Genomic DNA, 25,931 nt, shown 5'->3' on the forward strand with positions numbered 1-25,931 from the left:
GGGGTCGTCGGCGTGGACGTGCTGCGCCCCGGCCAGCAGGCCCGGCACCAGCGCGATCACCTGCGGATACCGGGCATGCTCGAACATGACCCACGCGTGTTCGACGGTGCGGACCAACCGGTCCGCCGGCAGCAGGACGCGGCGGGCCGACGGCCGACCCAGGGCGATCTCGTACGTCGACAGGGCCTCGCTGATCCGCTCGACGCCCTCGGCCCGCTCGGTCGCAGCGGCGGGTTGGGCGTCCCGGCCGAGCAGCACGGCGGTGTCGATGCGCAGGACGACGGCGATGTCCTGGAGGATGGACACCTTGTCGAGGGACCGGACTCCCCGCTCGACCTTGTCCACCCAGCTCTTCGACTTGCCGAGCCGGTCGGCGAACACCTGCTGCGACAGCTTCCGCCGCCCCCGCCAGAACGCCACCCGCCGACCGACCGGCAGCAGCTCACCGCTGTCCACGCCGCCACCTCCGGTCCGGCACCGCCCGAGTGGTCTCCTCGACCGGTATCCGATCCGCCTCGGCCTGCGCGAGAAGCCGCCGCCTAGCCGCTTCCCGCTCCGCCGCTTCCGCCTGCTCGCTCCGGCTCGGCCCTGGATCGCGCTGTGTACCGCCCACCTGCAACCCCTTCGGGAGGGGCGCGGCGGTGGGCTCTGGGAAGGACCGCCACCGCCGCGCCGACTCAGAGGCGTGGCGGCAGTCGTCCCCGTACAGGTTCGTGCAGCCGCGCCCGTGATCAGGACGCTACGGACAGCACGCACGGTCGCTGGAACACTTACGCACCACTACCGGCCGACTACTGCACGGTCATGCCCATCCGCTCACACAGGCCCCGCAGCTCCGCCGAGGTCCCACCCCCGCGCAGCAGCGACCGCGCCGTCTCCCGGGCCGACGTCGACGACCGGGCGTGCTGCGGACCGACCCGTTCCGCAGCGAGCAACATCCGCACCGCGTCCCGGCCCCGACCGACAGCCTCAGCGGCCCGGCCCATGTCGAGCCAGAAATACACCTGCCGCACCGCCGGCAACCCCGCCAGCTCCACACCCGCAGCCGTCCGCATCGCCACCTCCGGACGGCCCGTGTCGAGCTGGAAGGCCATCCGCCACAGCGCCACGTTCCGTGGACCCCAGGCAAGATCCCAGCCGTCGGTCTCCCCGGTGTACGCGGCGATCCGCGCCGCCTCGGCAAGGTGCTCCTCGGCGCTCGCCTGGTCACGCAGGCCAGCAAGGTGATGCGCCCGCGCCAGATGCAGGAAGCCGAGCACATCCAGAGCGCCGTCCGCCCCGCTGCCCGCGAGGTCGGCACCCGCCGCGTCACACAACGCCCGCGCCGGCCCGTACGCCCCCGAGTAGGCGGACACCCGGGCCCGGTTGGCCGCAGCCACCCCCGCAGCCACCGCATCGTCGAGCAGCCCGGCCGCCTCGGCACAGCGTTCCGCCGCGAGCCACGCGTGAGCCGGATAGCTCACGCTGAGCAGGGAACCCATCGCCACGCCGTACACCGGCACCATCTCCACCAGCGCCGCGCGCCGGTCGGTCAGACCGTGCAGCGCCGGCACCAGGTCGACGAGCCGACGCAGGGCACCTGCGTAGTCACACCGCCCATACAGGACACGCACGAGCGCGGCCTCCCGGCGCACCTGCTCGACAGTGGCCGACACATCACGCCGAACGCCCATCGGCGTGTCCATCACGACCCGCCACACCCGCTCCGCGTCGATCCGAGCAGCGTCGAGCTGCCGATCAGCGGGTGTGTACGGCTGCCCGGTCAGGTCGACCACCGAGCATTCCAAAGCAGCGGCCAAGTCCACGACCATGTACCGGTCGGTGCGCTGCTGGCCGCGCTCGATACGTGACCAGGACGTGTGGGAAATGCCGGCGCGACTGGCGGCGTACCGGATGCTCCAACCGCGCAGCTCACGACGATCCCGAATTCGATCACCAATCGACGGATCAGCAGGTATGGGGCGACGAGGCATCAGCAGCGCTCCCAGGTAGAGGGCTGGTTGGCGTCCGTCGACCGCTACCCGACGAGCCGCCAGTTCGGACGGTACACCTGGCCCCCACTCACAGTAGATACTGCTACGCCTACAAGCGGTATTGCTACCAAGAGCGTCCCCACCCTCGACCCCTCGCTTGTAGGTTCTGGGCGCTTCGTCCGGGCACGTCCGTACGCGTCTCTGACGTCGGGCGCTGATCCGCAGACCGCCGTACTTGGTCCTCCGCATCCGGCTCTGTTGCTGTCACCGCTGCTGTCGACAGCACAGGGCCGACTGCTTCAGCGTGAAAGAATGATCAGCCGTCGATGAGCTGGGCGAGTGGCCGGAGTGAGCTGCCGGAACAGTCCGCCATCGTCCGTGGCCATCCGGCGTCGGCCGCCCCGGTCGTCCCCCAGTTGATCACCCAGCCCGGGGCCAGTGTCTCGTGCCCCTGTATGCCCCGGACAGCCGCGTGCCGACCAAGGGTGATCGACCTGGCAGGATCAGACGGGTGATGAGTTCCGCCAAGCTGCTGCGCTGCGAGGCGATCGCATGGGTCAACGAAGACTGGCCGGGGTGGGTCCGTGTGCGCCTGGTCGACGCGGACGGACGAACGTGGTTCTTCGTCGACAAGGTCCCGATCTTCTTCGGGGAAGATGACATCTCTTTTGGCGCTTCTCTCCCCCGACCGGCGTTCGTGAGGTGCTATGTCATCGGTCAGCAGGAGGACCAGATCCTCGTCGTTAGCACTGTGCCGGACCACGCGGAAGCTGAGGACGGAACCACCCAGTTCCGGGTCCGGCCCAACGAACTTGGGCGGCGAGCGTAAGCTGATCAGCTTGAACTGTCAGCTTGGGAATCGCGTTGATCTACACGCGGCGTAGCGACATTCTGAGGTCAGGCGGCACGCAGCGTGTCTGTCTCGCCAGTCGGGCGTCCCTCGCTGCCCCATATTGACCGCTGCTTCGGGCACGCTACGGGCACGGTCATCTGACGTCGAGGAGGGTCGTCATGGCGTTGGTCAAGAAAGGCTCTCGGCTCATCACGGTTGATGGGGTCACCTACAGGTGGCGAGTGCGGGCCAGACCAACCTATGCCCAAGCGCTTTGTGAACAACCGCTCGCTGTCGCTGTAGAACAGGTCGACTGCAAGGGCAGGGTGTTGCTGGTCAGCATGCCTCAGGACCATCCAAGCAACTGGATTGGCGGGTCGGCAGTGCCCGTTCTCCCGTCGGCGGTCGCTGAGATCGTCCGGAAGGCATTGGCCGACGGATGGCAACCTACCCAGCCAGGCAGGGCCTTCCGCATGGCTGCGCCCGACCAGCTGCCAGAGCTGCCGACTCCTTGACCCCCAGTCAACGATCACAGTCCCTCGATCTGCACCTACGTAGCCGCTGAACTGCTGAAACAGTCCACCGGTATCTACGGTTGTCCAGGAAAGTGCATCCCCGTTGTCACTCACTTCGTCACTCGGTCACTCGTTCCGCGCTGAACCTCGGCCAAGGTGTCGGTACCGCGCCGAATCTGGTGCAACCGGCGAGATCCGTCAGGCGGATCAAGCGGGAACCGTCCCGTAGTGATCCGCCTATCGATCGCTACGACATCGGCCGAAGAGCAGAGCACGTACCCAGGCGTTGAGCCGGAGGAGACGGCAACGTAGAGCAGCCGGTCCTGATGGCGTGCAGGTAGTCCCGCAAATGAGATCATTGCCGCGCGGTGTTCTGGTCCGGCGTGGTCCAAGACCAGCGGTCGGTACGAGGAGCGGAGTTGGACGGCTAAGACGCCGCGAAAATATACGGCCACATCTTCCTGGTCGTCCATCCCCGCCCAAGATCGGATGACTAGGCGAGAGTGGCCTACGTTGTAGGTCCACGGCCGGAAGTTGTCAACGCCGCCTCAAACGGGACCACCGTGGTCCGGCTGAAACTGGACCACCTCGGTTTGGTTGATCTTTAGTCGTTGGTCTTGTTGGCTGCGGGGACGCGGCCGAGGTCGCGGTCTTTGAGTCGGTAGCTGTCGCCCTTCATCGAGATGACCTCGGCGTGGTGGACGAGGCGGTCGATCATGGCTGCGGCGACGACGTCGTCGCCGAACACTTCGCCCCAGCGGCCGAAGGGCTTGTTGCTGGTGACGATCAGTGAGGCTCGTTCGTAGCGGTTGGAGACGAGCTGGAAGAACAGGTTCGCGGCTTCGGCTTCGAAGGGGATGTAGCCGACCTCGTCGACGATCAGCAGCGGGATCCGGCCGAGCTTGACCAGTTCGTCTTGCAGGCGGCCGGTGTGGTGGGCGTCAGCGAGGCGGGACACCCACTGGGCTGCGGTGGCGAACGCGACCCGGTGTCCGGCCTGGCAGGCCCGGATCCCGAGTCCGATGGACAGGTGAGTCTTGCCAGTGCCGGGCGGGCCCAAGAAGACGACGTTCTCCTTCGACGCCACGAAGTCGAGGGTGCCGAGGTGGGCGATCGTCTCCCGCTTCAATGAGCGTTGGTGGTCGTAGTCGAACTCCTCAAGGCTCTTGCGGGCTGGGAACCTCGCGGCCCGGATGCGTCCGTCACCGCCGTGGGCCTCGCGGGCGGCGACTTCGCGTTGCAGGCAGGCGGCGAGGAACTCTTCATGCGTCCACGATTCCGCCCTGGCCCGCTCCGCCAACCTTTCCACCGACGCGGCCAGGGACGGCGCCTTCAGCGCGCGGGTGAGGAACGCGATCTCCGACGCGACGTTGCGGCTGGTCTTCGCGGCCATCACGCAGCCACCTCGTCCAGGCCGAACATGCGGTCGTAATCGGCCAGCCGGCGATGCTCCACCTCGGTCGTGACTGCCGGTGCTGGCGCCTGCCGGGCCGCTGTCCGCAGATCGGCGGCGGCCTGGCGGTGAGCCAGATCGGTGATGCTCTGATGCTTAGCCCAGCATCGGTCATGCCGGGCGACGAGACGGCCCTGGCAGAACACCTGCACCCGGTCGGCGTCGGCAACGATGTCCACTCGTCGGCCCACCGCCGCCGGGTGCACCGAGTAATCGTTGCTGTCCAACCGGACGTAATGATCACGAGGTAACCGTGTGGTCTGTCGCCAGCCAACCACCGGCGCGACCGGCGGCAGCGACAGCATCGCCTGCCGGTCGGCGTCCCACCGGTCCACCGGGCGGCAGCCCAACATCCGGTGCTGGCGGTTGTTCGCCCGCACCAACCACGCAGCGAGTTGGGCATTGAAGTCCTGCGGCGAGGCGAACCGGCGGCCGGGCAGGAACGAGGTCTCCAGATAGCCGTTGGCCCGCTCGACCAAGCCCTTGGCCTCCGGGTCCGCCGGCCGGCACTGGATCACCTTGATGCCGAGGGTGCCACGGAAGGCGTTCATCGCCTCGGTCAGCTGAGGCCTGCCGGCCCGCCACTGCCCGACGGCGGACTCGTTGTCCCAGACCAGGGCCCTGGGCGTCCGGTCCCACCCCGAGATCAGCGTCCAGTGCCCGCCCAGCAGGTCCGCTGACTGCCGGGACGGGATCATCACCGCCGACAACCACCGCGAATACCCCGACACCATCACCAGCACCGGAGGCCTGCCGACCTGCCCGAAGCCCAGCGACACGTCCGCCGGCGGGAACCACAGATCACACTGCGCCAGCTCACCCGGTAGATAGTCCGTGCGCTGTGCCGGATCCGGGCGCCGGAACAACGGCCGCAACTGCTGCACCCGATCACAGAACACCGTCTTGCCTCGGGTCCATCCGACCCGCTCCATGATCACCGTCGAGGGCATGTCCGGGAACTCCGCCAACAACGCCCGAATCTGCGGCTCGACCGCGTCCACGATCGAGCCCTTCGCCGCCCGCTGATAGCGCGGCGGCCCATGACTGGCCAAGGCCTTCTTCACGGTGTTGCGAGACATCCTCAACCGCCGTGCGATGGCCTGGATCGCCATGCCCTCCGACCGCCGCAGCCGCCGGATCTCCGCCCAGTCCTCCACGCTCAGCACCTCCCGATGCTTCAGGAGGTGGTCCCGATTCAGCCGGAACCACATGGTCAGTTTTCAGGCGGAGCCGACAGAAGTACCGGTTAAGCACGATCGGCAGCACGCCTCCAAGGTTACGGCGTCCTGGTCCTGGTCCTCGCCGACGATGTGCCGAAGTAGCTCACCCAGCAGCGGACCTCTCGCTTGTAAGTTCTGGGCGCTCCGTCCGGGCACGTCCGCGCACGGCTCTGACGTCGGGCGCTGATCCGCAGCCCTCCGCACCCGCCTCTCCGTGTCTGGCCCTGTTGCTGTCACCGTTGCTGTCGACAGCAACAGGGCCACCGGCATCCCGGGACGGACTGTCAGCTTGGGAATCGTCTTGATCGGCACCGTTAGGGGCTGAATGACCAGGAGCGCCGCTACGGCGCGGTCGTTGGGCGGCCCCTTCGGTGCACCTCCTCGGACTGATGTTGACCGCTGCATCGGGCACGGATCGGGCACGCCTTCTATCCTCTGGCTCGCGCCCAGCGGGCGTGGGTAGAGTTAGGTGCTCCCCTCAACAGGTGCAACCGGGGCACCCGAGGCGTAAGCCGAACCGGTGGGAGTAAGAGGCGGCGTGGGGAGATCCGCACGCGTGGCACGCGACCGGTGCCCTGTAGACGCCACCGGACCCGGCACTCTTCAAGGTTCTTCGTCCCGAAGGAACGATCGCTGCCCAACAAGCTGCGAGCACTTGGCCCTGAGCTGCCCAGACGGTCCGTCAATGTCCGCAGGCGTCCACCATCGGCAGTGTCCGTCGCCACCCAGTTGGTCACCCCGGCGTTCCCTCTACACCAACTCGGTTTCCCAGTCTTCGAATGGCGGCTCGATGATGTAGCTATGGTCGCAGTAACGGCGCACATATTGGGCTGCCCGGTACATCGCATCGCCAGCGTTGGCAACACTGCCATCGGGCTGCACGTCGAGCACGTTCGTAAAGATCGCGAAGACCTGTTCGAGCGGTGAACCGAACTCCATGAGGGTGGACCGGTAGTCAATTCCATCGAGAAGCTCGACGTCGAGGGTGCCGTTTGCGATAAAGAACGCGAAATACCGGCACGCCGATCGCACGTCCTCGGGGAGCTGACTCATGCTGGAATCTTGGCAGACTGGCCAACGCCCCATACGCCTACACCACTGCAACCATCCCGTCTACCCTCGACCCGCCCTTTGGGGAGCGGGCCACCGCCCGGCCCGCCACGTCAAGCGGACCTTGACGCACGGACGGACGCTGCCGGATCAGACTGAGTCGGCTCTCGTGTCACGGACCGCGCCCCCGGCGGGCACCGCCACAGTGGCGCGGTTGACCCAACCTCGACCGGCACGGACCCGGCTCCCGGGGTCTGAGCTGGCCAACGGCGGCCACCCCTCCCCCTCCCAGGTGAGCGGTTGACCTGACCTGAGCCGCTGTGGAGCCGGCTCCTGGACGACCGGCATGCCGCCGCGCGGACACCGCCCCCATGCTTAGGGCTTGCCGCGCGGACCCGGCGCGCGCCCTCCCTACATCGCGCTGCTCGGGCGCGGCGCGGCCGGCTGCCGCCGACGGACCTCCACCCACTCTCTGATTCACCCCGTCTGCGGCGGCCCCTTGGGCTTCCGCTCTCCGCGCCAGCCGCCGGGCGTGTTGCGTGGCCGGAGTCGGAGCGCCAGCGGGGCAACGGACGCGCGCCCAGGCGGCGGCGCGTGCGACCCGTCAAGGGCCGCCTTGAAGACGTACAGAAAGTTTGAACCACTGCGGTACCAGGCAACGTGTCCTCCGTCGACTGATGCGCGGCACCCGTCCGCCAACTGATCTGCGACACCTCCGCGCGCTGATCGCGGCATGAGAGTGTGGTGTTAAGAAGTCCCGTGGGGCGGTCAGGCAAATCCGCCGTTGCTGAACAGCAGTTGACCGTTGATCCACTGACCTTGTGGCGAGCACAAGAAATCAACCAGATATGCGGTGTCCTGTGGGGTGCCGAGGCGGCCGAGTGGTGTCTGCCGGATGCAGCCGGCTCTTCCCGCCTCTGTCATCCACCCGGTGTCCACAGGGCCGGGATTGATGACGTTCGAGCTGATGCCGAGGTGTGCCAACTCGTGGGCCGCAGCCAGGGTGATGCGGTCGAGTGCGCCCTTGCTGGCGCCGTACGGCAGGTTTCCCACAGTGTGATCACTGGTGAGGGCGATGATGCGACCGTCGCCGTGCCGGCCGCGGAAGCGCCGCCCGTGCTCGCGAATCAGCAACCATGTCGCCCGCGCGTTAACGGCGAAGTGTCGGTCGAAACTCTCCACGGTGGTGCCGAGTAGTCCAGAGTCGACTGACTCGCAGTGGCACATCACCAAGGCGGTAACTGGGCCGAGCTGGCGCTCGGCCTCGTCATAGATCGCAGTGGGTGCCGTGGTGTCGGTGAGATCCGCTTCTATGGCGGAGACGGCTGCGCCGCGCGCGGTGAGTGCTTGCGCGATGGCGTCGGTGGCCTCGGCTTCGATGCCCCAGCTCATGCGCTCGTCGTACGCGGTCCAGAAGGTAAAGGCGATATCCCATCCTGAGGCCGCCAGCTGGCTTGCGATGCAAGCGCCGATACCGGTCGTGCGGCCAACCCCCGTGATGAGTGCTGTCGGCCGGGACCCGCCGGACGTCGCGGGTGGAGTGCCGTCCGGTCTCTGCCCAGGGTTCGCCATGACGGGAATCCTCCTCGATCGCCAGGAGACCGCGCAATCGCCTTTCGCTGCGCAGGCTCGATCAAGCGAATCGCCTTTCGCGGAACGGCGCTTGCCCCACAGATGCGGCAAGCTGCTTCGAGCTCTCCGGTTCCGACTGGCCTACCTACGGCACGCCCTTGGCGTCACCGGCAGATAGGCACCCAGGTAAGCGTGACTTTTCCGACAACGCCCTCATCTCGGCAATAGCGGATGCCCAGCATCTGACGTCGGCATCGCAGGCAATGCAGATCGTGGCCGTATCCGGCGCCGCCGGTGTTCTATGGGATCAACTCAGCCACGGAAAGTGCCTCGTCCAGCCGACCAGCGGCCAGGTTGTCGTGACGGATCACGAAACTCCCGTCACTCCGGTAATAGAGCTCGTTGTCTACGGGAAAGCGGGCGAGCGACACCCACTCACTCGTCAGCCGGTGCGTCTCCTTCTCCACATGGGAATACCATTTCGCGACCGGGATGACGATCTCGCCGGTCTTCTCGCGCCACGCGAGGGTCTGCTCCGCAATACTCTCGATTACCTCCTCGTCGGCATACCCGCCGATATAGGCGCTGACGTACCCGTTGTGCGGCGGCCAGAGATCGTCGGCCAGAGCACAGAGTTCGTCCAGGTGCGGCAGGTCACGCTCGAGGTCACGGGCCAACTGCTGCTGGAAGGGCGACAGGTCGTCCTCGTCCTCGTCGTCCTCCTCGTCCTCGTCGTCCTCGTCGTCCGCCCCGAACCAATCGGGGAACTCCGCGCGCAGCGTGGCGCCGACGTCGTACTGCTCGCCGACGAACGCGTCGTCGGTGGATCCTGTCGCCACCTCGGTATCGGTACCGGCCGGCACATACACAACTCGCCCGTACCTCCGCTCCCCGGTGGCAGCGGCCTGCTCGTGGTCCAGGAAGAACAGCAGCGAGCCGTCTGCCGGCAGGCCGAAGCCGTCGACTCTCGGCAGCGCCGCACAGTCGACCGAGAAGATGAACGGCAACGGACTGACCCCGGCGAACGGCCAGTCCATGCCCACCGGCAGCCGGGGCAACCCACCGAACTGCCCGACCGGAACACCCCCGGATCCCCCGCTCAACCGGATCGACAAGCGGAGGTGCTTGGTGAACCTGCTGATCTCGTCGTCCGGGATGCCCAACTCGAGCGCTGCGCGACGAAACTGCCCCTGATGATCCATAGCGCAACATGGTGCCACGAAGACAACGACCAGAGGGCGAGCCTGGCGACCGGGTGCCCCACGGCCCACACGCGCTGTCGTCGGCATCGCTGCCGCCGTGATCGAGTGCGCACATCTCGGCAAATCCGGTCGTCTCCGATGCGCTGTCAGCGGCATGCGCGGACGTCGTCGGCGTGGTCAGTGGTCATCGGCGGCGTAGTAGGAGTGCACGGCGGGTTGTCCGGTGTAGTTGGCACCAGCGCGATCGTCGGCGCCGAGGTAGCGGTACGGGAGGCGGACCCCACGGCGGCCGGTGCAGCTGATCCGGCGGCGACGGGGGTCGTAGGAAAATCCGGCGGCGCGGAGTCGGGCGGAAGGCGCCGCCCGGCGGGTCGCCCGTCAGGAAGCCGGATGCTGGCCAGGTCCAGGTCGGCCACGAGCCGGCCGGTGGGAGTCAGCCACCCGGCCGCCCGGGTCAGGACGGCGAGCTTGTCTCCGAGGTAGTGCAGCCCGTGCAGACAGGTGATCAGGTCGAACGTCCGCGTTGGTGCCCAGTTGGTGACGGAGGCGCAGATCAGCTCCAGGTTCAGGGGCGGTGCCGGTGCGGGATCGAAGGCATCGACCAGGTCGACCCCGACGAGGACTGTCCGCTCGGTCAGCCCTGCCAGGCGCAGCTCCCCGGCGGCCCGGATCAGCGCCCGACCAGTGCCGCAGCACAGATCCAACCAGCCGGCGGCTGCCGAAGGTTCGGCCCGGCCGGCACCGACAAGGCCGGCGGCGAGAACGTCGAGGGGGTTGAACCCCAGCTCCCGGGTGTAGCTGTTCACCCCGGACAGCTGCCGCTCGCGGTTCATGGCGCAGTTGGCCACCACCGCCGACTGCACCAGGGCGTCGTTGCCCAGCAGTTCGACACTGGCGCGCTGGTCAGCCACGGCAGCATCATGGCCGATGTGACGGGTGACAATGATCGAATCTGGGCGGCACTACCTGAGGAGGTCCGTGCGGGGGTCGATGACTTGATCTGTCAGCGCAGCAAGGTCAGCGCGGCCGTACTGGTGCGGGAAGGAGCCGGTCCCGCCGGCCCGGTTTCGATCCCGATGCGTTGAACGTCGTGGAGGAACGTGGCTGCGAGCTCGTGGCGCTGGGTCGGGTGGACCCTCCGCCACCACCCGTGCCGGCGTCGCGGCTCATCGAGCAGGCCAGAACCATCACCGACCCGGTCGTGGCGATCGAGGCACTATGGGACGGGAATACGGCGCGGTGGGGCGTACTCCTCCTTGGCCGGCGTCGAGGACACCCGGCAGAACGGCATGCACGTGCTTCGGCACACGTACGCCTCGGTCCTGCTCGACGCGGGCGAGAACATCAAGGCCCTGTCGCTGTACCTCGGCCACTCCGACCCCGGCTTCACCCTGCGGGTCTACACCCACCTGCTGCCGACCAGCGAGGACCGCACCCGCCGGGCGATTGACGCAGCCTTCGGCCACGGCCCAACCGACCCCGACGGCCTGACGACGGCCCACGCAGGAGACGGTAGGGTGTTTGCGCAGCTCAGAAACGGTGACGGCGTCACTTGGCGTTGAAGTAGCTCGCCTCCGGGTGGTGCACCACGATCGCGTCGGTCGCCTGCTCCGGCACCAGCTGGAACTCCTCCGAGAGCTGCACCCCGATCCGCTCCGCGCCCAGCAGGTCCACGATCTTCGCCCGGTCCTCCAGGTCCGGGCAGGCCGGGTAGCCGAACGCGTACCGGCAGCCCCGGTAGTCGTTGCCCAGCAGGCCCGCCAGGCCCGCCGGGTCGGCGTCGGCCACCGTACGACCGCCCGGCAGCGTCAGCTCGGCCCGGATCCGCCGGTGCCAGTACTCCGCCAGCGCCTCCGTGAGCTGCACCGACAGGCCGTGCACCTCCAGGTAGTCGCGATACTCGTTGCTGGCGAACATCTTCGCCGTGTACTCGCTGACCGGCTGCCCCACGGTCACCAACTGCAATGCCACCACGTCGAGCTGGTCGCCCTTGGGCCGGAAGAAGTCCGCCAGGCACAACCGCCGCTCCTGGCGCTGCCTCGGGAACGAGAACCGGGCCCGCTCGGCGTGCCCGTTCTCGTCCAGCACCACCAGGTCGTTGCCCTCCGAGTACGCCGGGAAGTAGCCGTACACCACCGCAGCCTCAAGGACCTGGTCGGCGGTCAGCCGGTCCAACCAGTACCGCAGCCGGGGCCGGCCCTCGGTCTCCACCAGATCCTCGTACGACGGGCCCTTGCCGCCCCGGGCGCCCTTCAGCCCCCACTGCCCCAGGAACGTCGCCCGCTCGTCCAGCAGCGCCGAGTATTCCGCCAGCGGCAGGCCCTTCACCACCCGGGTGCCCAGGAACGGCGGGGTCGGCACCTCCACGTCGCGCGCCACGTCGGAACGCACCGACGCGTCGTCCAGCTCCGGCAGCGCCTCGGTCACCATCGCCCGCTGCCGCTCCCGCCGCGCCCGACGCGCCGCCAGGGCCGCCTCCCGCTCCGGGTCCACCACCGGCGCCCCGCCCCGCTTCGCCGTCATCACGCGGTCCATCAGGGACAGCCCCTCGAACGCGTCCCGGGCGTAGTGCACCTGGCCCGGGAACAACGCCCGCAGGTCGTCCTCCACGTACGCCCGGGTCAGCGCCGCACCGCCGAGCAGCACCGGCCACCGCTCGGCGACCCCGCGCTCGGCCATCTCGGCCAGGTTCTCCTTCATGATCACCGTGCTCTTCACCAGCAGCCCGGACATTCCGATCACGTCGGCCCGGTGCTGCTCCGCCGCGTCGAGGATCGCGGTGATCGGCTGCTTGATGCCGATGTTGACGACCTCGTAGCCGTTGTTGGACAGGATGATGTCGACCAGGTTCTTGCCGATGTCGTGCACGTCGCCCTTGACCGTGGCCAGCACGATCCGGCCCTTGCCATCGTCGTCGGCCTTCTCCATCTGTGGCTCCAGGTACGCCACCGCGGTCTTCATCACCTCGGCCGACTGGAGCACAAACGGCAGTTGCATCTGGCCGGAGCCGAACAGCTCGCCGACCACCTTCATCCCGTCCAGCAACAGGTCGTTGATGATCGACAACGGGGATCGACCCTCGGCCATCGCCGTGTCGAGGTCGGCTTCCAGACCGTTGCGCTCGCCGTCGATGATCCGCCGCTTGAGCCGCTCCTCCAGCGGCAGCGCCGCCAGCTCCTGCGCCCGGGTGGCCCGCGCCGAGGAGGCGTCCACCCCCTCGAAGACCTCGATGAACCGCTGCACCGGGTCGTACCCCTCGCGGCGCCGGTCGTAGATCAGGTCCAGCGCGACCTCGCGCTGCCCGTCCGGGATCTTCGACATCGGCAGGATCTTGCTGGCGTGCACGATCGCCGAGGTCAGGCCGGCCTGCACGCACTCGTTCAGGAACACGGAGTTGAGCACCTGCCGGGCCGCCGGGTTCAGCCCGAACGACACGTTCGAGATGCCCAGGGTGAAGTTCACCCCCGGCCAGCGGCGGGCGACCTCCCGGATCGCCTCGATGGTCTCGATGCCGTCGCGCCGGGTCTCCTCCTGGCCGGTGGCGATCGGGAAGGTCAGCGCGTCGATCAGGATGTCGGCCCGGCGCAGCCCCCACCGCCCGGTCAGGTCCTCGATCAGCCGCCCCGCGACCCGCACCTTCCACTCGGCGGTGCGGGCCTGCCCCTCCTCGTCGATGAGCAGCGCCACCACCGCCGCGCCGTGCTCGGCGATGATCGGCATCACCCGGGCGTAGCGGGAGCCCGGCCCGTCGCCGTCCTCGAAGTTGACCGAGTTGACCACGCACCGGCCGCCGAGCATCTCCAGCCCGGCCTCGATCACCTGCGGCTCCGTCGAGTCCAACATGATCGGCAGCGTGGACGCGGTCGCGAACCGGCCGGCCAGCTCCCGCATGTCCACCGTGCCGTCGCGGCCCACGTAGTCCACGCACAGGTCCAGCAGGTGCGAGCCGTCCCGGGCCTGGCTGCGGGCGATCTCCACGCACGCCTGCCAGTCAGCGGCGAGCATCGCCTCCCGGAACGCCTTCGACCCGTTGGCGTTGGTCCGCTCCCCCACCATCAGCACGCTCGCGTCCTGGGCGAACGGCACGTGGTGGTAGATCGAGGAGACGCCGGCGTCGGCCTGCGGCTGCCGCGGACCCGGCCGCGCGCCGTGCAGCCGCTCGGCGACCACCCGGATGTGCTCCGGGGTCGTCCCGCAGCAGCCCCCGATCAGCGAGACGCCGTACTCGACGACGAACCGCTCCAGCGCGTCGGCCAGCTCCACCGGGGTCAGCGGGTAGACCGCCCCGTCGGCGGTGAGCTGCGGCAGGCCGGCGTTCGGCATCACCGACAGCGGCACCCGGGCGTGCTGGGACAGGTAGCGCAGGTGCTCGCTCATCTCCGCCGGCCCGGTCGCGCAGTTCAGCCCGATCAGGTCGATGCCCAGCGGCTCCAGCGCGGTCAGCGCCGCGCCGATCTCGCTGCCCAGCAGCATCGTGCCGGTGGTCTCCACCGTGACGTGACAGATCAGCGGCACCGTCCGCCCCGCCGCGGCCATCGCCCGGCGTGACCCGACCACCGCCGCCTTCACCTGGAGCAGGTCCTGGCAGGTCTCCACGATCAGGGCGTCCGCGCCGCCGTCGATCAGGCCGGCCGCGTTCTCCTGGTACGCGTCGCGCAGCGTCGCGTACGCGGTGTGCCCGAGGGTCGGCAGCTTCGTGCCCGGGCCGATCGAGCCGAGCACGAAGCGGGGCCGCTCCGGGGTGCTCCACGCGTCGGCGGCCTCCCGGGCGATCCGCGCGCCGGCCTCGGCCAACTCCCGGATCCGGTGCGAGATGTCGTACTCGCCCAGGTTGCTCAGGTTGGTGCCGAAGGTGTTCGTCTCGACGCAGTCCGCCCCGGCGGCGAGGTACGCCTCGTGCACGCCCCGGACCACGTCCGGGCGGGTCACGTTGAGGATCTCGTTGCAGCCCTCGTGGCCCTCGAAGTCGTCCAGGGTCAGGTCGGCGGCCTGGAGCATCGTCCCCATCGCGCCGTCGGCGACGAGGATCCGGTCTGACAGCACATCCAGCAACGAAGTCCGCACGGACTCAGGATAATGCGAGGAACCGTGGATGGGTTGCCGCCCACTCCCGCTCCCACATTGTGTCGGCCGGATCACCCCGGGCGGCGGGAGGGGAGCCCCCGCCTCGTTCCGACGCGGTTCGGTTCGGGCTGGGCGGCGCGGCCGCGTGAGGGCCGGAACGGCGCGGCCGACGGGCCGCATCCCGCGCCGACCCGTAGGCTGACAGACGTGAAGGACAACAGGGACGCCACCGTGCACGGCGGGCGGGCGACAGGGCCGTCGCCCGCGGCCGCCCCCGACGAGCAGGGTGAGGTGACGGCGTGACCGAGTTCGACGGACTGCCGGTACTGCGGTCCCCCGTGGCCATCGCCGCCTTCGAGGGCTGGAACGACGCCGCCGACGCGTCGACCGCCGCGGTCGAGCACCTGGAGCAGGTCTGGGAGTCGCGGCAGATCACCGAGCTGGACCCGGAGGACTTCTACGACTTCCAGGTCAGCCGGCCGACGGTCACGATGGCCGACGGCGAGACCCGCCGGGTCGAGTGGCCCACCACCCGGTTCATGGTGGCCAGCCCCGAGGGCACCGAGCGGGACGTGGTGCTGATCCGGGGCATCGAGCCGAGCATGCGCTGGCGCACGTTCTGCGAGCAGGTGCTGGAGATCTGCCACAGCCTGGAGGTCGAACGGGTGGTGCTGCTCGGCGCGCTGCTGGCCGACGTGCCGTACACCCGTCCGTTGCCGATCAGCGGCAGCGCCTCGGACGCGGAGGCCGCCCGGCGCTACCAGCTCACCCCCACCCGCTACGACGGCCCGACCGGGATCGTCGGCGTGCTGCACGACGCCTGCACCCGGGCCGAGGTCGACGCGGTCTCCTTCTGGGTGCACGTGCCGCACTACGCCAACAACCCGCCCTGCCCGAAGGCCACCCTGGCCCTGCTGCACCGGGTCGAGGAGGTGCTCGACCTGCCGGTGCCGATGGCCGACCTGGCCGAGGAGGCCGCCGAGTGGGAGCAGCGGGTGCGCGGCGCCGCCGAGCAGGACGCCGAGCTCGGCGAGTACGTCCGCGAGTTGGAGGAACGCGTCGGCGACGCGGGCATCACCCCGCTGACCGGTGACGAGATCGCCCAGGAGTTCGAGAAGTACCTGCGTCGGCGTGGCGGCTCGGCCGGCCCCACCGCCGGTTCCTGGTAGCCGCGTAGCTACCCCGTACGCCGAGGGTCCCGGATCGCCATGATCCGGGGCCCTCGTGCGTGTCCGGGGTGGCGAGGTCACGTCCCGTACGGCATCCTAGGAACCTAGCTGTCATTCTAGGAGGCGGGCATGCAGATCAACCCCGGCGCGGCCGAGTTCCCGCACCGGCAGATCGCCGCGCAGCTCAAGGCCCAGGTGCGCCGCGGCGACTGGGGGCCCGGCGAGCGGCTGCCGTCCATCCCGGCCATCGCCGAGATGTTCGGCGTGGCGAAGCAGACCGTGCAACGCGCCGTCGACCAGCTGCGGGTCGAGGGCATCCTGATCACCAAGCCCGGCTCCGGTACGTACGTCCGGGGCACCCGCCGCCGACTCAACCGCCTCTCCCGGGGCCGGTACGGCGGCTTCCGCGGCTACCACACGGACCTGGCCGCCCGGTACCGTCAGCAGCTCGTCTCGGTCGGCCGGGCCCCCGCCCCGCCGGAGATCGCCGACGCGTTCGGCGTCGCCGACGGCACCGAGCTGCTGTGCCGCCGACACCTCGTCCGCACCGAGGACTCCCCCGTCGAGGTGGGCGCCTCCTGGTTCCTCCCGGCGGACACCGCCGGCACCTCCCTGGAGCGGGGCGAGGCGTTCGGCCGGCCCCTCTACCAGGAGGCCGAGGAGGCCACCGGCCGGCGGTACGTCACCGCCACCGACACCATCACCGCCCGCCAGCCCAGCCGGGAGGAGGCGGAGACACTCCAGATCCGCCCGGACACCCCCGTACTGCACCTGCTGCACGTCGCCTACGACGACCGGCGCAAGCCCATCGAGGTCGCCCACGCCACCTGGCCGGGACCGATGACCACGCTCACCGAGGAGTACCGGATCCCCGCCCCCACGCCGGATCCCGACCCGGACCCCGGCCTCGTCCTGGGCTGATCCGCCAGAGGGGCGGGCGCGGGCCGACCGTCCTGGGCTGATCCGCCAGGGACGGGCGCGGGTCGGTCAGTCAGAGGCGGAGCCCCAGGAGGGCGTCGAGGGTGTCGGCGAACAGGGTCGGGGCGGCCCGGTCCTCGCCCTCGCCGGCGAGGGCGCGCTCGGCCCAGGCGTCGGCGACCGCGATCGCGCCGGGGGTGTCGAGGTCGTCGGCGAGCCGGTCGCGTACCGCTGCCAGCAGCTCGACCCCCGACGGGCCGGCGGTGACCGCGGCGGCCCGGCGCCACCGCGCCAGGCGCTCGTGGGCGGCGGTCAGCAGGTCGTCGGTCCAGGTGCGGTCGGCGCGGTAGTGCCCGGCCATCAGCCCGAGCCGGACCGCCACCGGGTCCACCCGGTCGGCGCGCAGCCGGGAGACGAAGACCAGGTTGCCCTTGGACTTCGACATCTTCTCGCCGTCCAGGCCGATCATGCCGGCGTGCACGTAGTGGGTGGCGAACGGCGACCGCCCGGTCAGCCGCTCCGCGTGCGCGGCGGAACACTCGTGGTGCGGGAAGATCAGATCATTCCCGCCGCCCTGCACGTCGATGGTCTCGCCCAGCAGGTTCAAAGCGATCACCGTGCACTCGATGTGCCAGCCCGGCCGGCCCGGACCGAGGTCGCCGCCGGGCCAGGACGGCTCGCCCTCGCGAGCCCCCCGCCACAACAGCGGGTCCAGCGGGTCCCGCTTGCCCGCCCGGCCCGGGTCGCCACCGCGCTCGGGGAAGATCTCCAGCATCTCCGGCCGGGACAGGTTCGACTCGTAGCCGAACTCCGGGACGGCGGTGATGTCGAAGTAGACGTCGCCGGTGCCGTCGTCGAGCCGGTACGCCGCACCGTCCTTGAGCAGGACGAGGACCTTGTCGGCGATGTCCGGGATCGACTCCACCGCGCCGACGTAGTGCGCCGGTGGGATGATCCGCAGCGCCTCCATGTCCTCCCGGAACAGCGCGGTCTCCCGCATCGCCAGGACCTTCCAGTCCTCGCCGTCGCGCTCGGCCCGCTCCAGCAGCGGGTCGTCGATGTCGGTGACGTTCTGCACGTACCGCACCGTCAGGCCGGAGTCCCGCCACACGCGCTGCACCAGATCGAACGTGATCATGGTGGCGGCGTGGCCGAGGTGGGTGGCGTCGTACGGGGTGATGCCGCAGACGTACATGGTGGCGGTGCCGTCGGGCAGACTGGGCTCGACACCACGCCGCGCCGAGTCGAACAACATCAGCGGGCCACCCCTGCCGGGCAGCCGTGGCACCTCATGCCCCACCCAAGACTCCATGCCCGTCAGCCTAACGAGCCACCCGGCGCACCGAAGCCACCCCCAGAGTGATCAACACGACAGCCTCTCGCGTCGGGGCGACCTGACGGCCACCGTCACATGGGTGGCCAGGGCATCGCCGGCCAGTCCTCCGGCGGCTGCGGGAAGCGGCCGGCGTCACCCAGCCGCCCCACCCGCGCGGCGACCTCCGCGACCTCGCGGATCGTCAGGTGCTCGCCGAGCTCCTCGCCGAGGGCGCCGGCGAGCTGGCCGGCGAGGTCGGCGAGCATCTCCAGCGCATCCGGCGGCAACTCCCGACCGGCCCAGCCCCACAGCACGGTGCGCAGCTTCTGCTCGACGTGGAAGCTCACCCCGTGGTCGATGCCGTAGATCCGGTCGTCCGGGCCGGCCAGCACATGGCCGCCCTTGCGGTCGGCATTGTTGATCACCGCGTCGAGCACGGCCAGCCGGGCCAGGCGCGGGTCGTCGGCGTGCGCCAGGGCGTACGGGGTGCCGTCGTCGTCCCGGGCCGCCGCGATCGGGAGCCAGCGCGGCGGCACCGTGTCGGCGGGCACGAACCCGACCAGCGGCTCGGCGTCGGAGGGCTCGTCGATCCACAGCTGGCAGGAACCCGGGCCGAACGGGCCGCCCCGCAGCACCGTCGGCGGCACCAGGTCCCAGCCGCTGGCCCGGGAGACCAGGTACGCCGAGACCTCCCGCCCGGCGAGGGTGCCGTCGGGGAAGTCCCACAGCGGTCGCTCGCCCCGCACCGGCTTGTAGACGCAGCGCGCGCTCAGCCCGTCGAGGGTGAGCGCGCCGAGCAGCGTGGCGTTCGAGGCGTCGACCAGCCGGCCCTCGACGGTCAGCTCACCGTCGCGCAGCAACCGCAGGGTCGCCGCGCCGTCCTGACGGGGTTGGAGTTCGGACGACGTCACCGGTGGTAACCGTTGTGCCGCGGGCACAGGTGCCCGGCGGGGTCCAGCGGCTGCCCGCAGAGCGGACAGGGCGGGCGACCGGCGTTGACCACCCGGCGGGCCCGCTCGATGAACTCACGGGTCGCCTCGGGGGTCAACCGGACGCGCAGCCGGTCGAGGGTCTCGTCCGGCTCCTCGTCGTCGTCGGCGTCCTCCTCGTCGTCGTCCTCGGGGCCGCCGAGCTCGACCTCGGCCTCCCCCTCACCGGTGGCGATCGCCTCGATCACCACCGTGGCGGTGTCGACGTCGAAGGCCAGCCCGAGGGTGCCGACCCGGAACTCCTCGTCGACCGGCGTGTCCAGCGGGCCGTTGTCGCCCACGGAAACCGTCGGCTCGGGCAGTTGCACACCGAAGCGGCGCTGCGCCTCGGTCAGCAGCTCCTCCAGCTTCTCGGCGAGCAGCGACACCTGGACCTTCTCCAGCGCGACGCTGACCAGCCGGCCACCGCCGCGCGCCTGCAGGAAGAACGTGCGCTCCCCGGGCGCCCCGACCGTCCCGGCGACGAACCGCTCCGGCGGCTCGAAGGCGTGCACCTGGTGGCTCATACCCACGACCCTATCCGGCCCGCCATGGCGTCGCGCACCCCACCGACCGTGAATCGCGCCCGCGCATACCGTGGGGCCCTCCCCGCACCCGGCGGACCCGCCTGGCGCTCACCGCACGCCCCCGGCGGGCGCCTCACCGCGGGGCCCCGGCGCCTCCGCCCACGGCGGCGTCGGAGTCCGTCGACCTCGTCGCCCGCCGCCGCCGCTTGTGCGGCGGCGGCACCAGCGCGGCCAGGTCGCCGCCGGTGTCGTTGAGCCGCACCAGGAACGGCCGCAGCGGCGTGTACCGGATCGCCGTCACCGACGCCGGGTCGGCGACGATGCGCTGGAAGAGATCCAGGTGTACGCCCAGCGCGTCCGCCACGATGGCCTTGATCACATCGCCGTGGCTGCATGCCAGCCAGACCGCCTCGGGACCGTGTTCGGCGGAGATCCGCGCGTCCCAGGTGCGTACCGCCGCGACCGCCCGCGCCGCCATCGCGGCCATCGACTCGCCTTCGGGGAAGACTGCGGCGCTCGGATGCTGCTGGACCACCGGCCAGAGCGGCTCCTTGGCCAGCTTCTTCAGCGGCTGCCCCTCCCAGCTGCCGTACCCGCACTCGATCAGCCCCTCGTCCACGGTCGGGCTGGCCTGTGGGAGGGCGAGTTCCAGGGTCTGCCGACAGCGGATCAACGGACTGGTGACCACCGCGGCGAGGGGCAACCCGCGCAGCCGCTCGCCCACCGCCGTGGCCTGGGCCCGCCCGGTGTCATCCAGCTCGACGGGCTGCCGGCCGGCGAGGCCACCGTCGGCGTTGGCGGTGGTGCGGCCGTGCCGCAGGAGGAGGAGAGTCGCCACGACACCCAGCCTATTGGGTCACCCATAGCAACGGTTGCCCCCAAGCTGGCTGCCCCCTGCCCTCCCCCTCCCGCCTTGTGCGGTGATCAAGAGGTTTACGTCAGGATTGCGCCCCGAACCCGACACAAACCTCTTGATCACCGTGCAAAGGGGTGGGGCAGGCGGGGGCGGAGTGGGGTGTTTGGGGGGTTTTGGGGTGTGGCCGGCGGCATCCGGTCGGCGGAACATCGGGCGGGGCGGGGTCGTTACACATGGCGGACGATCGAGTAGCGCACACCGCTACTGAACCCCCCGGACCCCGTGACCCCCTCAGGGAATGCGGGTCGGTGGCCGGTCGTTACACATGGTCCCGGCGCCACCAGCACCCCCCGGTGCGGTGAGCAGCCGGATGGCTTTCCCCCTTTTTGATCTTTTGGGCGCCTCGACGTGGTGCTTACACCCCCGCCCCTTCCCCTGGGGTGGTGTGTGTGTCGACCCCCGATTGGAGTCACCCCCATGAACACGATCATGCGTAAGAGCGTTCTCGGTATCGCTGGTCTGGCCTTCGCCGGTGGCGTGTTCGCCGGCCCGGCCACCGCCCACGCCACCCCCACCCCCGAGTCGGCGACCCCGACGACCGCTGTGGCCGTGCAGGCCGACAAGCCCGGCGTGGACAAGGGCAAGCTGATCCCGCACGGTGTGCAGGGTGAGCAGTCCCGCATCGACCTCGGTGACGAGGAGACCGCCAACGTGAAGGCGATCATCGCCGCCACGAAGAAGGCCGGCCTGGACGAGCGGGCGGCCGTGATCTCGATCGGCACGTCCCTGCAGGAGTCGAAGCTGGAGAACCTGGGTCACCTGGGTGACCGCAACGACCACGACTCGCTGGGCCTGTTCCAGCAGCGTCCGACGTCTGGTTGGGGCACCCCGGAGCAGATCACCGACCCCGAGTACTCGACCCTGGCGTTCCTGAAGGGGTTGAAGCAGGTCGACGGCTGGCAGGACATGCCCCTGACCGACGCCGCACAGACCGTCCAGGTGTCGGCCTACCCCGACGCGTACGCACAGTGGGAACAGCAGGCCGCCGACCTCGTCACCCAGCACTGGAACAGCTGACCACCGGACCACAGCACCACAGCACCACCGGACAGCCAACTGGCCGGGTCCCCGAGAACGGGGGCCCGGCCAGCTCTGTGCGTCCGGCGGCGGTCCCGGCTAGGTGGCGGAGATGGTGCCCGTCATCAACAGAGCGAGGACCAGGGTGCCCAGGGCGACCCGGTACAGCACGAAGACGTACAGGGTGTGGTGGGCGACGTAGCGCAGCAGCCAGGCGATGGCGGCGTAGCCGATGGCGAAGGCGATGAGCGTGGCGACCACCAACTGCGCCCCGCTCGGCGCGGCGGTGCCGGGCGCGGACGGTTCGAAGACGTCGCCGAGGCTGAACACCCCGGACATCACCACGGCGGGGATGGCCAGCAGGAACGAGTATCGGGCCGCCGTCTCCCGGGTGAGGTTGAGCAGCAGGCCGGCGGTGAGCGTGCCGCCCGAGCGGGACACCCCGGGGATCAGCGCCATGGCCTGCGCGAAGCCCATCACGATGCCGTCGCGCATCCGGAAGTTGGCCAGGGTGCGGGTCTGCCGGCCCCAGTACTCGGCGAAGGCGAGCACGAAGGCGAAGACGATCAGGGTGGTGGCGACCAGCCAGAGGTTCCGACCGGCGGTCTTGATCTGGTCCTTGAACAGGAAGCCGAAGGCCCCGATCGGGATGGAGCCGACGATCACGTACCAGCCCATCCGGTAGTCGAGGCTGCTGCGCACCGAGCGGTCGAACAGGCCGACCACCCAGGTCCGGGTGATCCGCCAGATGTCCTTGGCGAAGTAGATCAGCACGGCCGCCTCGGTGCCGAGCTGGGTGACGGCGGTGAACGAGGATCCGGCGTCGCGGCCGAAGAAGATCGCCGAGGTGATCCGCAGGTGCCCCGACGAGCTGACCGGCAGGAACTCGGTGAGGCCCTGGACGACGCCCAGGACGATGGCTTCGATCCAGGTCACTCGCCGACTCCGGCCAGGTCCAGCGCCTCGGCGACGGTCCGCAGGGTCTGCACGCCGCTGTCCCGGTCGGCCACGAAGAGGGTCACCGACAGGGTGGTGACGCCGGCGGCTGCGTACTCGCGCATCCGCTCGGCGATGCGCTCCTTCGGCCCGAGCAGCGAGGTGCGGTCGATGAACTCCATAGGCACCGCCGCGGCGGCGTCGCGCTGCCGCTTGGCCAGGTAGAGCTCCTGCACCTCGCGGGCGGCGTCGCCGTAGCCCATCCGGGTGGCGAGCTGGTTGTAGAAGTTCTGCTGCCGGCTGCCCATGCCGCCGACGTAGAGGGCGGCGTAGAAGCGGACCATCTCGGCGCAGGAGGCGACGTCGTCGCCGATGACCACCGGGACCGACGGCACGACGTCGAAGCCGGCCAGCTCCTTGCCGGCCTTCGCCCGGCCGGCGCGCACGGCGGCGAGCTGCTCCTCGGCGAACTCCGGGGCGTAGAACACGGCCAGCCACCCGTCGGCGATCTCGCCGGCCAGCTCCAGGTTCTTCGGGCCGACGGCGGCGAGGTAGATCGGGACCTGCTCGCGGGGCGGGTGGAAGCCGAGCCGCAGGGCCTTGCCCGGGCCGTCGGGCAGCGGCAGCGTGTAGAACTCGCCGTCGTACTCGACCGGCTTGCGGGCGATGGCGAGCTTGACGATGTCGACGTACTCCCGGGTGCGGGCGAGGGGCTTGGCGAAGCGCACCCCGTGCCAGCCCTCGGAGACCTGCGGCCCGGAGACGCCCAGGCCGAGCCGGAACCGGCCGCCGGAGAGCGCGTCGATGGTCGCCGCCGTCATGGCGGTCATCGCCGGGGTGCGGGCGGGAATCTGCATCACCGCGCTGCCCACGTCGATCCGTTCGGTCTGCCCGGCGATCCAGGCCAGCATGCTCGGCGAGTCGGAGCCGTAGGCCTCCGCGGCCCACACCACCGAGTAGCCGAGCCGGTCCGCCTCCTGGGCGAGCGCCAGGTGATCGGCGGGTGTGCTCCACGCCGTCTGGTATCCGAGGCTGAGCCCGAGTCGCACTGGTCCTCCCCCATCCGCAGCACAGGTCGCATCAGGTTACGCAATGCCGGCGTCTGCGACGATCACCGGCTCACCCCGAACGCGTCACATCGGGGCGGACCGGCCGGACCGATGGGAATCCCACCGACCGGAGGGGCTAGCAGGAACTTGACGGGAGCGAGGATGTCGGCGGCGGCGGGTTGGAAATAAGGTTCACCCATGCAACAGCGACCGCTCGGCCGAAGCGGGCTGGCGGTTTCCCGGCTCGCGCTCGGCACCATGACCTGGGGCCGGGACACCGACGCCGACGACGGTGCCGCCCAGCTGAAGAGCTTCCTCGACGCGGGCGGCAACCTGGTGGACACCGCCGACGTGTACGGCGACGGGGACGCGGAGGCGGTGATCGGGTCCCTGCTGGGCAGCCTGGTCCCCCGAGACGAGCTGCTGATCGCGACGAAGGCGGGGCTGCGGCCGGGCACCGGCCGGCGCCGGGACACCTCCCGGGGCCACCTGCTGCGCACGCTGGACGCCTCGCTGCGCCGGCTCGGCACGGACCACGTGGACCTGTGGCAGGTGCACGGGTACGACCCGGACACCCCGCTGGAGGAGACCCTGGCCGCGCTGGACCACGCGGTGGCCAGCGGCCGGGTCCGCTACGTCGGGGTGTCGAACTTCTCCGGCTGGCAGACCGCGCGGGCTGCGGCATGGCAGGCGGCGTGGCCGGGGCGGGCCCCGGTTGTCGCCACCCAGGTGGAGTACTCGCTGCTGGAGCGGGGGGTGGAGCGGGAGGTGCTGCCGGCCTGCGCGGCGCTGGGCCTGGGGATGCTGCCCTGGTCGCCGCTGGGCAGGGGGGTGCTCACCGGCAAGTACCGGCACGGCCGGCCGGCGGACTCGCGGGCCGCGTCGGCGCACTTCGAGCCGTTCGTGGCGACGTACCTGGAGCCGCGCTGCTCCAGCATCGTGGAGGCGGTGGCCACGGCGGCCGGCGGGCTGGGGGTGTCGCCGCTGGAGGTGGCGCTGGCCTGGATCCGCGACCGACCCGGGGTGACGGCCCCGATCCTCGGCGCCCGGACGGTCGGGCAGCTCCTCGGGGCGCTCCAGGTGGAGCGGGTGACCCTGCCCGACGAGATCGTCGTCGCGCTCGACGACGTGTCGGCGGTGCCGGTGGGCTACCCCGAGCGGGACGGCTGACGGGGGCCGCCGCGCAGTTCGGGGCGGAGGCGGCGGTCACCTCGGGAGGGGGTGGCGAACGGCCGGCGGGCTGGGCAGCATGGAACCCATGGACTACGAATACGCGCCGCTGCGGTTGCCCTCGAACGTCGACCGGTTGACCGCCGCGGCGCAGCTGGCGATCCAGGCGGAGTTCTCGGGCTGGGAGCTGGCCCGGGTACGGCTGTACCGGGACGGCACGCGGCAGGTCGTGCTGCGCCGCCGCCGGGTCAACCAACCCCAGCCGGGCCTGTCGTACTGAGCGCCGGGTCACCTCCGGGCGACCACGGCGCGACGCCGCCCCGGGGCGCGAGCCGATGCTCGGGCCCCGAGGCGGCCACGGCCTAGTGGCGGTGCCCCGCGTGGTCGTGATCCTCGTCGTCGAGGTCGAGGAACGGGTGCTCGTCGAGGCGGCCCACCAGGCGGTCGTCGGCGGCGGGCTGGAACGGGCCAACCGCGTCCTCGTCGTCGAACGACTCCAGGTCGACCGGGTTGTCGACCTCGCTGACCATGACCACGCCGTCGAGCGGTTCCAGCTCCGGGACGTCCAGCGCGCTGAGTGAGCCGTCGCCGCTCTGCAGCAGCTCCAGCACCGCCTCGCCGACGCCCTCGACGGGTGCCGGCTCCTCGTCCTCGGGCGTGCCCTCGCGACGGGCCGCCTCGGCGACCCTGATCAACGCGGCGACGCTGGGCACCCGGTAGTCGCGGCGCTGGCGCACCGAGACGACCCGGGAGTGCGGGTCGGTGGCCTCGACGCCCTCGGCGGCGCCGAAGCGCTCGTCGGCCTCGTCGGGGTCGATGGACTCCACGTCCCAGGGGGTGACCTCGCCGAACGCGTCGAGCAGCTGCTCGTCGTACGCGAAGGAGGCGTTGTTCAGGCCGACGTACGCCTGCCAGACGTCGTCGTCGTCGATGCGGCCCTGGGCGGACCGGACGGCGGCCAGGTGCACGCGGGCGGCGTCGATCACCCGCTCCAGGGCAGCGTCCAGCTCACCGTGCTGGTCGGTCATGTGCGTTCCCTTCACAATGGGGGATGTTCCGCGCCGA

At 70.3% G+C, this 25,931-nt stretch carries 22 protein-coding genes and 1 pseudogene; 7 read left to right on the top strand and 16 right to left on the bottom strand.

From position 1 onward, the window contains the following. Together GVV04_RS19255 and GVV04_RS19260 are read right to left on the bottom strand one after the other, a co-directional pair. The coding region (locus tag GVV04_RS19255) for a helix-turn-helix domain-containing protein (RefSeq protein WP_328822465.1) at window positions 1–456 on the bottom strand (456 nt) is incomplete at its 3' end. A 335-nt stretch (window positions 457–791) separates the two neighbouring features. After that, window positions 792–1,940: a helix-turn-helix domain-containing protein gene (locus GVV04_RS19260; protein ID WP_328822507.1), complete on the bottom strand. Its 1,149-nt coding sequence runs from the start codon at window positions 1,938–1,940 to the stop codon at window positions 792–794. 547 nt (window positions 1,941–2,487) lie between these two features. Here GVV04_RS19260 and GVV04_RS19265 point away from each other — a divergent pair. Then, entirely contained in the window at window positions 2,488–2,802 is a 315-nt protein-coding gene (locus GVV04_RS19265; protein WP_161689488.1) for a hypothetical protein, read from the top strand. Between the two features lie 1,122 nt (window positions 2,803–3,924). On the opposite strand, the gene istB is transcribed toward GVV04_RS19265, so the two are convergent. The 6 genes from istB to GVV04_RS19295 form a co-directional block, all read right to left on the bottom strand. Continuing rightward, complete coding sequence (istB, locus tag GVV04_RS19270) at window positions 3,925–4,713, bottom strand: IS21-like element helper ATPase IstB (protein WP_161689489.1); 789 nt, start codon at window positions 4,711–4,713, stop codon at window positions 3,925–3,927. After that, window positions 4,713–5,939, bottom strand: a complete 1,227-nt coding sequence (gene istA / locus GVV04_RS19275; protein ID WP_161689490.1) for an IS21 family transposase — start codon at window positions 5,937–5,939, stop codon at window positions 4,713–4,715. The genes istB and istA overlap by 1 nt, the downstream gene beginning before the upstream one ends. An 804-nt stretch (window positions 5,940–6,743) precedes the next feature. After that, entirely contained in the window at window positions 6,744–7,046 is a 303-nt protein-coding gene (locus tag GVV04_RS19280) for a DUF7677 family protein (RefSeq protein ID WP_161689491.1), read from the bottom strand. Between the two features lie 765 nt (window positions 7,047–7,811). After that, window positions 7,812–8,615 carry an SDR family oxidoreductase gene (locus tag GVV04_RS19285; protein ID WP_161689492.1) on the bottom strand — a complete coding sequence of 268 codons (804 nt, stop codon included), beginning with the start codon at window positions 8,613–8,615 and terminating at the stop codon, window positions 7,812–7,814. A 299-nt stretch (window positions 8,616–8,914) separates the two neighbouring features. Next, window positions 8,915–9,817, bottom strand: coding sequence for a DUF1963 domain-containing protein (locus tag GVV04_RS19290; protein ID WP_161689493.1), 903 nt, complete (start codon window positions 9,815–9,817; stop codon window positions 8,915–8,917). Between the two features lie 146 nt (window positions 9,818–9,963). Then, entirely contained in the window at window positions 9,964–10,728 is a 765-nt protein-coding gene (locus GVV04_RS19295) for a class I SAM-dependent methyltransferase (RefSeq protein ID WP_328822466.1), read from the bottom strand. 348 nt (window positions 10,729–11,076) lie between these two features. Here GVV04_RS19295 and GVV04_RS19300 point away from each other — a divergent pair. Then, window positions 11,077–11,379, top strand: a pseudogene (locus tag GVV04_RS19300) (tyrosine-type recombinase/integrase); the annotation flags it as partial. On the opposite strand, the gene metH reads toward GVV04_RS19300, so the two are convergent. After that, window positions 11,366–14,881 carry a methionine synthase gene (gene metH, locus GVV04_RS19305; protein ID WP_328822467.1) on the bottom strand — a complete coding sequence of 1,172 codons (3,516 nt, stop codon included), beginning with the start codon at window positions 14,879–14,881 and terminating at the stop codon, window positions 11,366–11,368. The pseudogene GVV04_RS19300 and the gene metH sit on opposite strands and share 14 nt — an antisense overlap. A gap of 299 nt (window positions 14,882–15,180) precedes the next feature. Here metH and GVV04_RS19310 point away from each other — a divergent pair, with 299 nt between their 5' ends. Next, complete coding sequence (locus GVV04_RS19310; RefSeq protein WP_161689494.1) at window positions 15,181–16,050, top strand: PAC2 family protein; 870 nt, start codon at window positions 15,181–15,183, stop codon at window positions 16,048–16,050. Window positions 16,051–16,179: 129 nt separating this feature from the next. Next, the gene (locus GVV04_RS19315) at window positions 16,180–16,971 is read left to right on the top strand and encodes a GntR family transcriptional regulator (protein ID WP_161689495.1); all 792 of its coding nucleotides are present in this window, start codon (window positions 16,180–16,182) and stop codon (window positions 16,969–16,971) included. Between the two features lie 70 nt (window positions 16,972–17,041). On the opposite strand, the gene mshC is transcribed toward GVV04_RS19315, so the two are convergent. From mshC to GVV04_RS19335, 4 genes are all read right to left on the bottom strand, one after another. Beyond that, complete coding sequence (mshC, locus tag GVV04_RS19320) at window positions 17,042–18,280, bottom strand: cysteine--1-D-myo-inosityl 2-amino-2-deoxy-alpha-D-glucopyranoside ligase (protein WP_161689496.1); 1,239 nt, start codon at window positions 18,278–18,280, stop codon at window positions 17,042–17,044. Window positions 18,281–18,375: 95 nt separating this feature from the next. Then, entirely contained in the window at window positions 18,376–19,194 is an 819-nt protein-coding gene (locus GVV04_RS19325) for an SCO1664 family protein (RefSeq protein ID WP_161689497.1), read from the bottom strand. Next, window positions 19,191–19,778 carry a DUF3090 domain-containing protein gene (locus tag GVV04_RS19330; RefSeq protein ID WP_161689498.1) on the bottom strand — a complete coding sequence of 196 codons (588 nt, stop codon included), beginning with the start codon at window positions 19,776–19,778 and terminating at the stop codon, window positions 19,191–19,193. The genes GVV04_RS19325 and GVV04_RS19330 overlap by 4 nt, the downstream gene beginning before the upstream one ends. Before the next feature lie 133 nt (window positions 19,779–19,911). Further along, window positions 19,912–20,616 carry a histidine phosphatase family protein gene (locus GVV04_RS19335; protein WP_407938820.1) on the bottom strand — a complete coding sequence of 235 codons (705 nt, stop codon included), beginning with the start codon at window positions 20,614–20,616 and terminating at the stop codon, window positions 19,912–19,914. A gap of 495 nt (window positions 20,617–21,111) precedes the next feature. Between GVV04_RS19335 and GVV04_RS19340 the strand changes: the two genes are divergently transcribed. After that, complete coding sequence (locus GVV04_RS19340; RefSeq protein WP_161683717.1) at window positions 21,112–21,711, top strand: hypothetical protein; 600 nt, start codon at window positions 21,112–21,114, stop codon at window positions 21,709–21,711. Window positions 21,712–21,810: 99 nt separating this feature from the next. On the opposite strand, the gene GVV04_RS19345 is transcribed toward GVV04_RS19340, so the two are convergent. Next, window positions 21,811–22,647 (bottom strand): undecaprenyl-diphosphate phosphatase, encoded by an 837-nt coding sequence (locus tag GVV04_RS19345; protein ID WP_161689499.1) that lies wholly within the window; start codon window positions 22,645–22,647, stop codon window positions 21,811–21,813. Beyond that, a complete protein-coding gene (locus GVV04_RS19350) occupies window positions 22,644–23,696 on the bottom strand; it encodes an LLM class F420-dependent oxidoreductase (RefSeq protein ID WP_161689500.1) in 1,053 nt (350 codons plus the stop codon). The genes GVV04_RS19345 and GVV04_RS19350 overlap by 4 nt, the downstream gene beginning before the upstream one ends. 198 nt (window positions 23,697–23,894) lie before the next feature. Here GVV04_RS19350 and GVV04_RS19355 point away from each other — a divergent pair, with 198 nt between their 5' ends. Together GVV04_RS19355 and GVV04_RS19360 are read left to right on the top strand one after the other, a co-directional pair. Next, window positions 23,895–24,866 carry an aldo/keto reductase gene (locus GVV04_RS19355; protein WP_161689501.1) on the top strand — a complete coding sequence of 324 codons (972 nt, stop codon included), beginning with the start codon at window positions 23,895–23,897 and terminating at the stop codon, window positions 24,864–24,866. Window positions 24,867–24,954: 88 nt separating this feature from the next. Continuing rightward, window positions 24,955–25,146 carry a DUF5703 family protein gene (locus GVV04_RS19360; RefSeq protein ID WP_036378156.1) on the top strand — a complete coding sequence of 64 codons (192 nt, stop codon included), beginning with the start codon at window positions 24,955–24,957 and terminating at the stop codon, window positions 25,144–25,146. 82 nt (window positions 25,147–25,228) lie between these two features. Here GVV04_RS19360 and GVV04_RS19365 read toward each other — a convergent pair whose 3' ends face one another. Further along, complete coding sequence (locus GVV04_RS19365; protein ID WP_161689502.1) at window positions 25,229–25,894, bottom strand: hypothetical protein; 666 nt, start codon at window positions 25,892–25,894, stop codon at window positions 25,229–25,231. Between the last annotated feature and the right edge of the window lie 37 nt (window positions 25,895–25,931).

Origin of the sequence: Micromonospora rubida, from assembly GCF_009908295.1 — a bacterium.
GTDB classification, from domain to species: domain Bacteria; phylum Actinomycetota; class Actinomycetes; order Mycobacteriales; family Micromonosporaceae; genus Micromonospora; species Micromonospora rubida.

Excerpts from the sequence above, each read along its gene's own strand:
- GVV04_RS19330 (WP_161689498.1), bottom strand. The coding sequence starts at position 19,778 with ATGAGCCACCAGGTGCACGCCTTCGAGCCGCCGGAGCGGTTCGTCGCC.
- GVV04_RS19285 (WP_161689492.1), bottom strand. The coding sequence starts at position 8,615 with ATGGCGAACCCTGGGCAGAGACCGGACGGCACTCCACCCGCGACGTCC.
- istB (WP_161689489.1), bottom strand. The coding sequence starts at position 4,713 with ATGGCCGCGAAGACCAGCCGCAACGTCGCGTCGGAGATCGCGTTCCTC.
- GVV04_RS19315 (WP_161689495.1), top strand. The coding sequence starts at position 16,180 with ATGCAGATCAACCCCGGCGCGGCCGAGTTCCCGCACCGGCAGATCGCC.
- GVV04_RS19280 (WP_161689491.1), bottom strand. The coding sequence starts at position 7,046 with ATGAGTCAGCTCCCCGAGGACGTGCGATCGGCGTGCCGGTATTTCGCG.
- mshC (WP_161689496.1), bottom strand. The coding sequence starts at position 18,280 with ATGGAGTCTTGGGTGGGGCATGAGGTGCCACGGCTGCCCGGCAGGGGT.
- GVV04_RS19360 (WP_036378156.1), top strand. The coding sequence starts at position 24,955 with ATGGACTACGAATACGCGCCGCTGCGGTTGCCCTCGAACGTCGACCGG.
- GVV04_RS19265 (WP_161689488.1), top strand. The coding sequence starts at position 2,488 with ATGAGTTCCGCCAAGCTGCTGCGCTGCGAGGCGATCGCATGGGTCAAC.
- GVV04_RS19365 (WP_161689502.1), bottom strand. The coding sequence starts at position 25,894 with ATGACCGACCAGCACGGTGAGCTGGACGCTGCCCTGGAGCGGGTGATC.
- GVV04_RS19355 (WP_161689501.1), top strand. The coding sequence starts at position 23,895 with ATGCAACAGCGACCGCTCGGCCGAAGCGGGCTGGCGGTTTCCCGGCTC.
- GVV04_RS19340 (WP_161683717.1), top strand. The coding sequence starts at position 21,112 with ATGAACACGATCATGCGTAAGAGCGTTCTCGGTATCGCTGGTCTGGCC.
- GVV04_RS19290 (WP_161689493.1), bottom strand. The coding sequence starts at position 9,817 with ATGGATCATCAGGGGCAGTTTCGTCGCGCAGCGCTCGAGTTGGGCATC.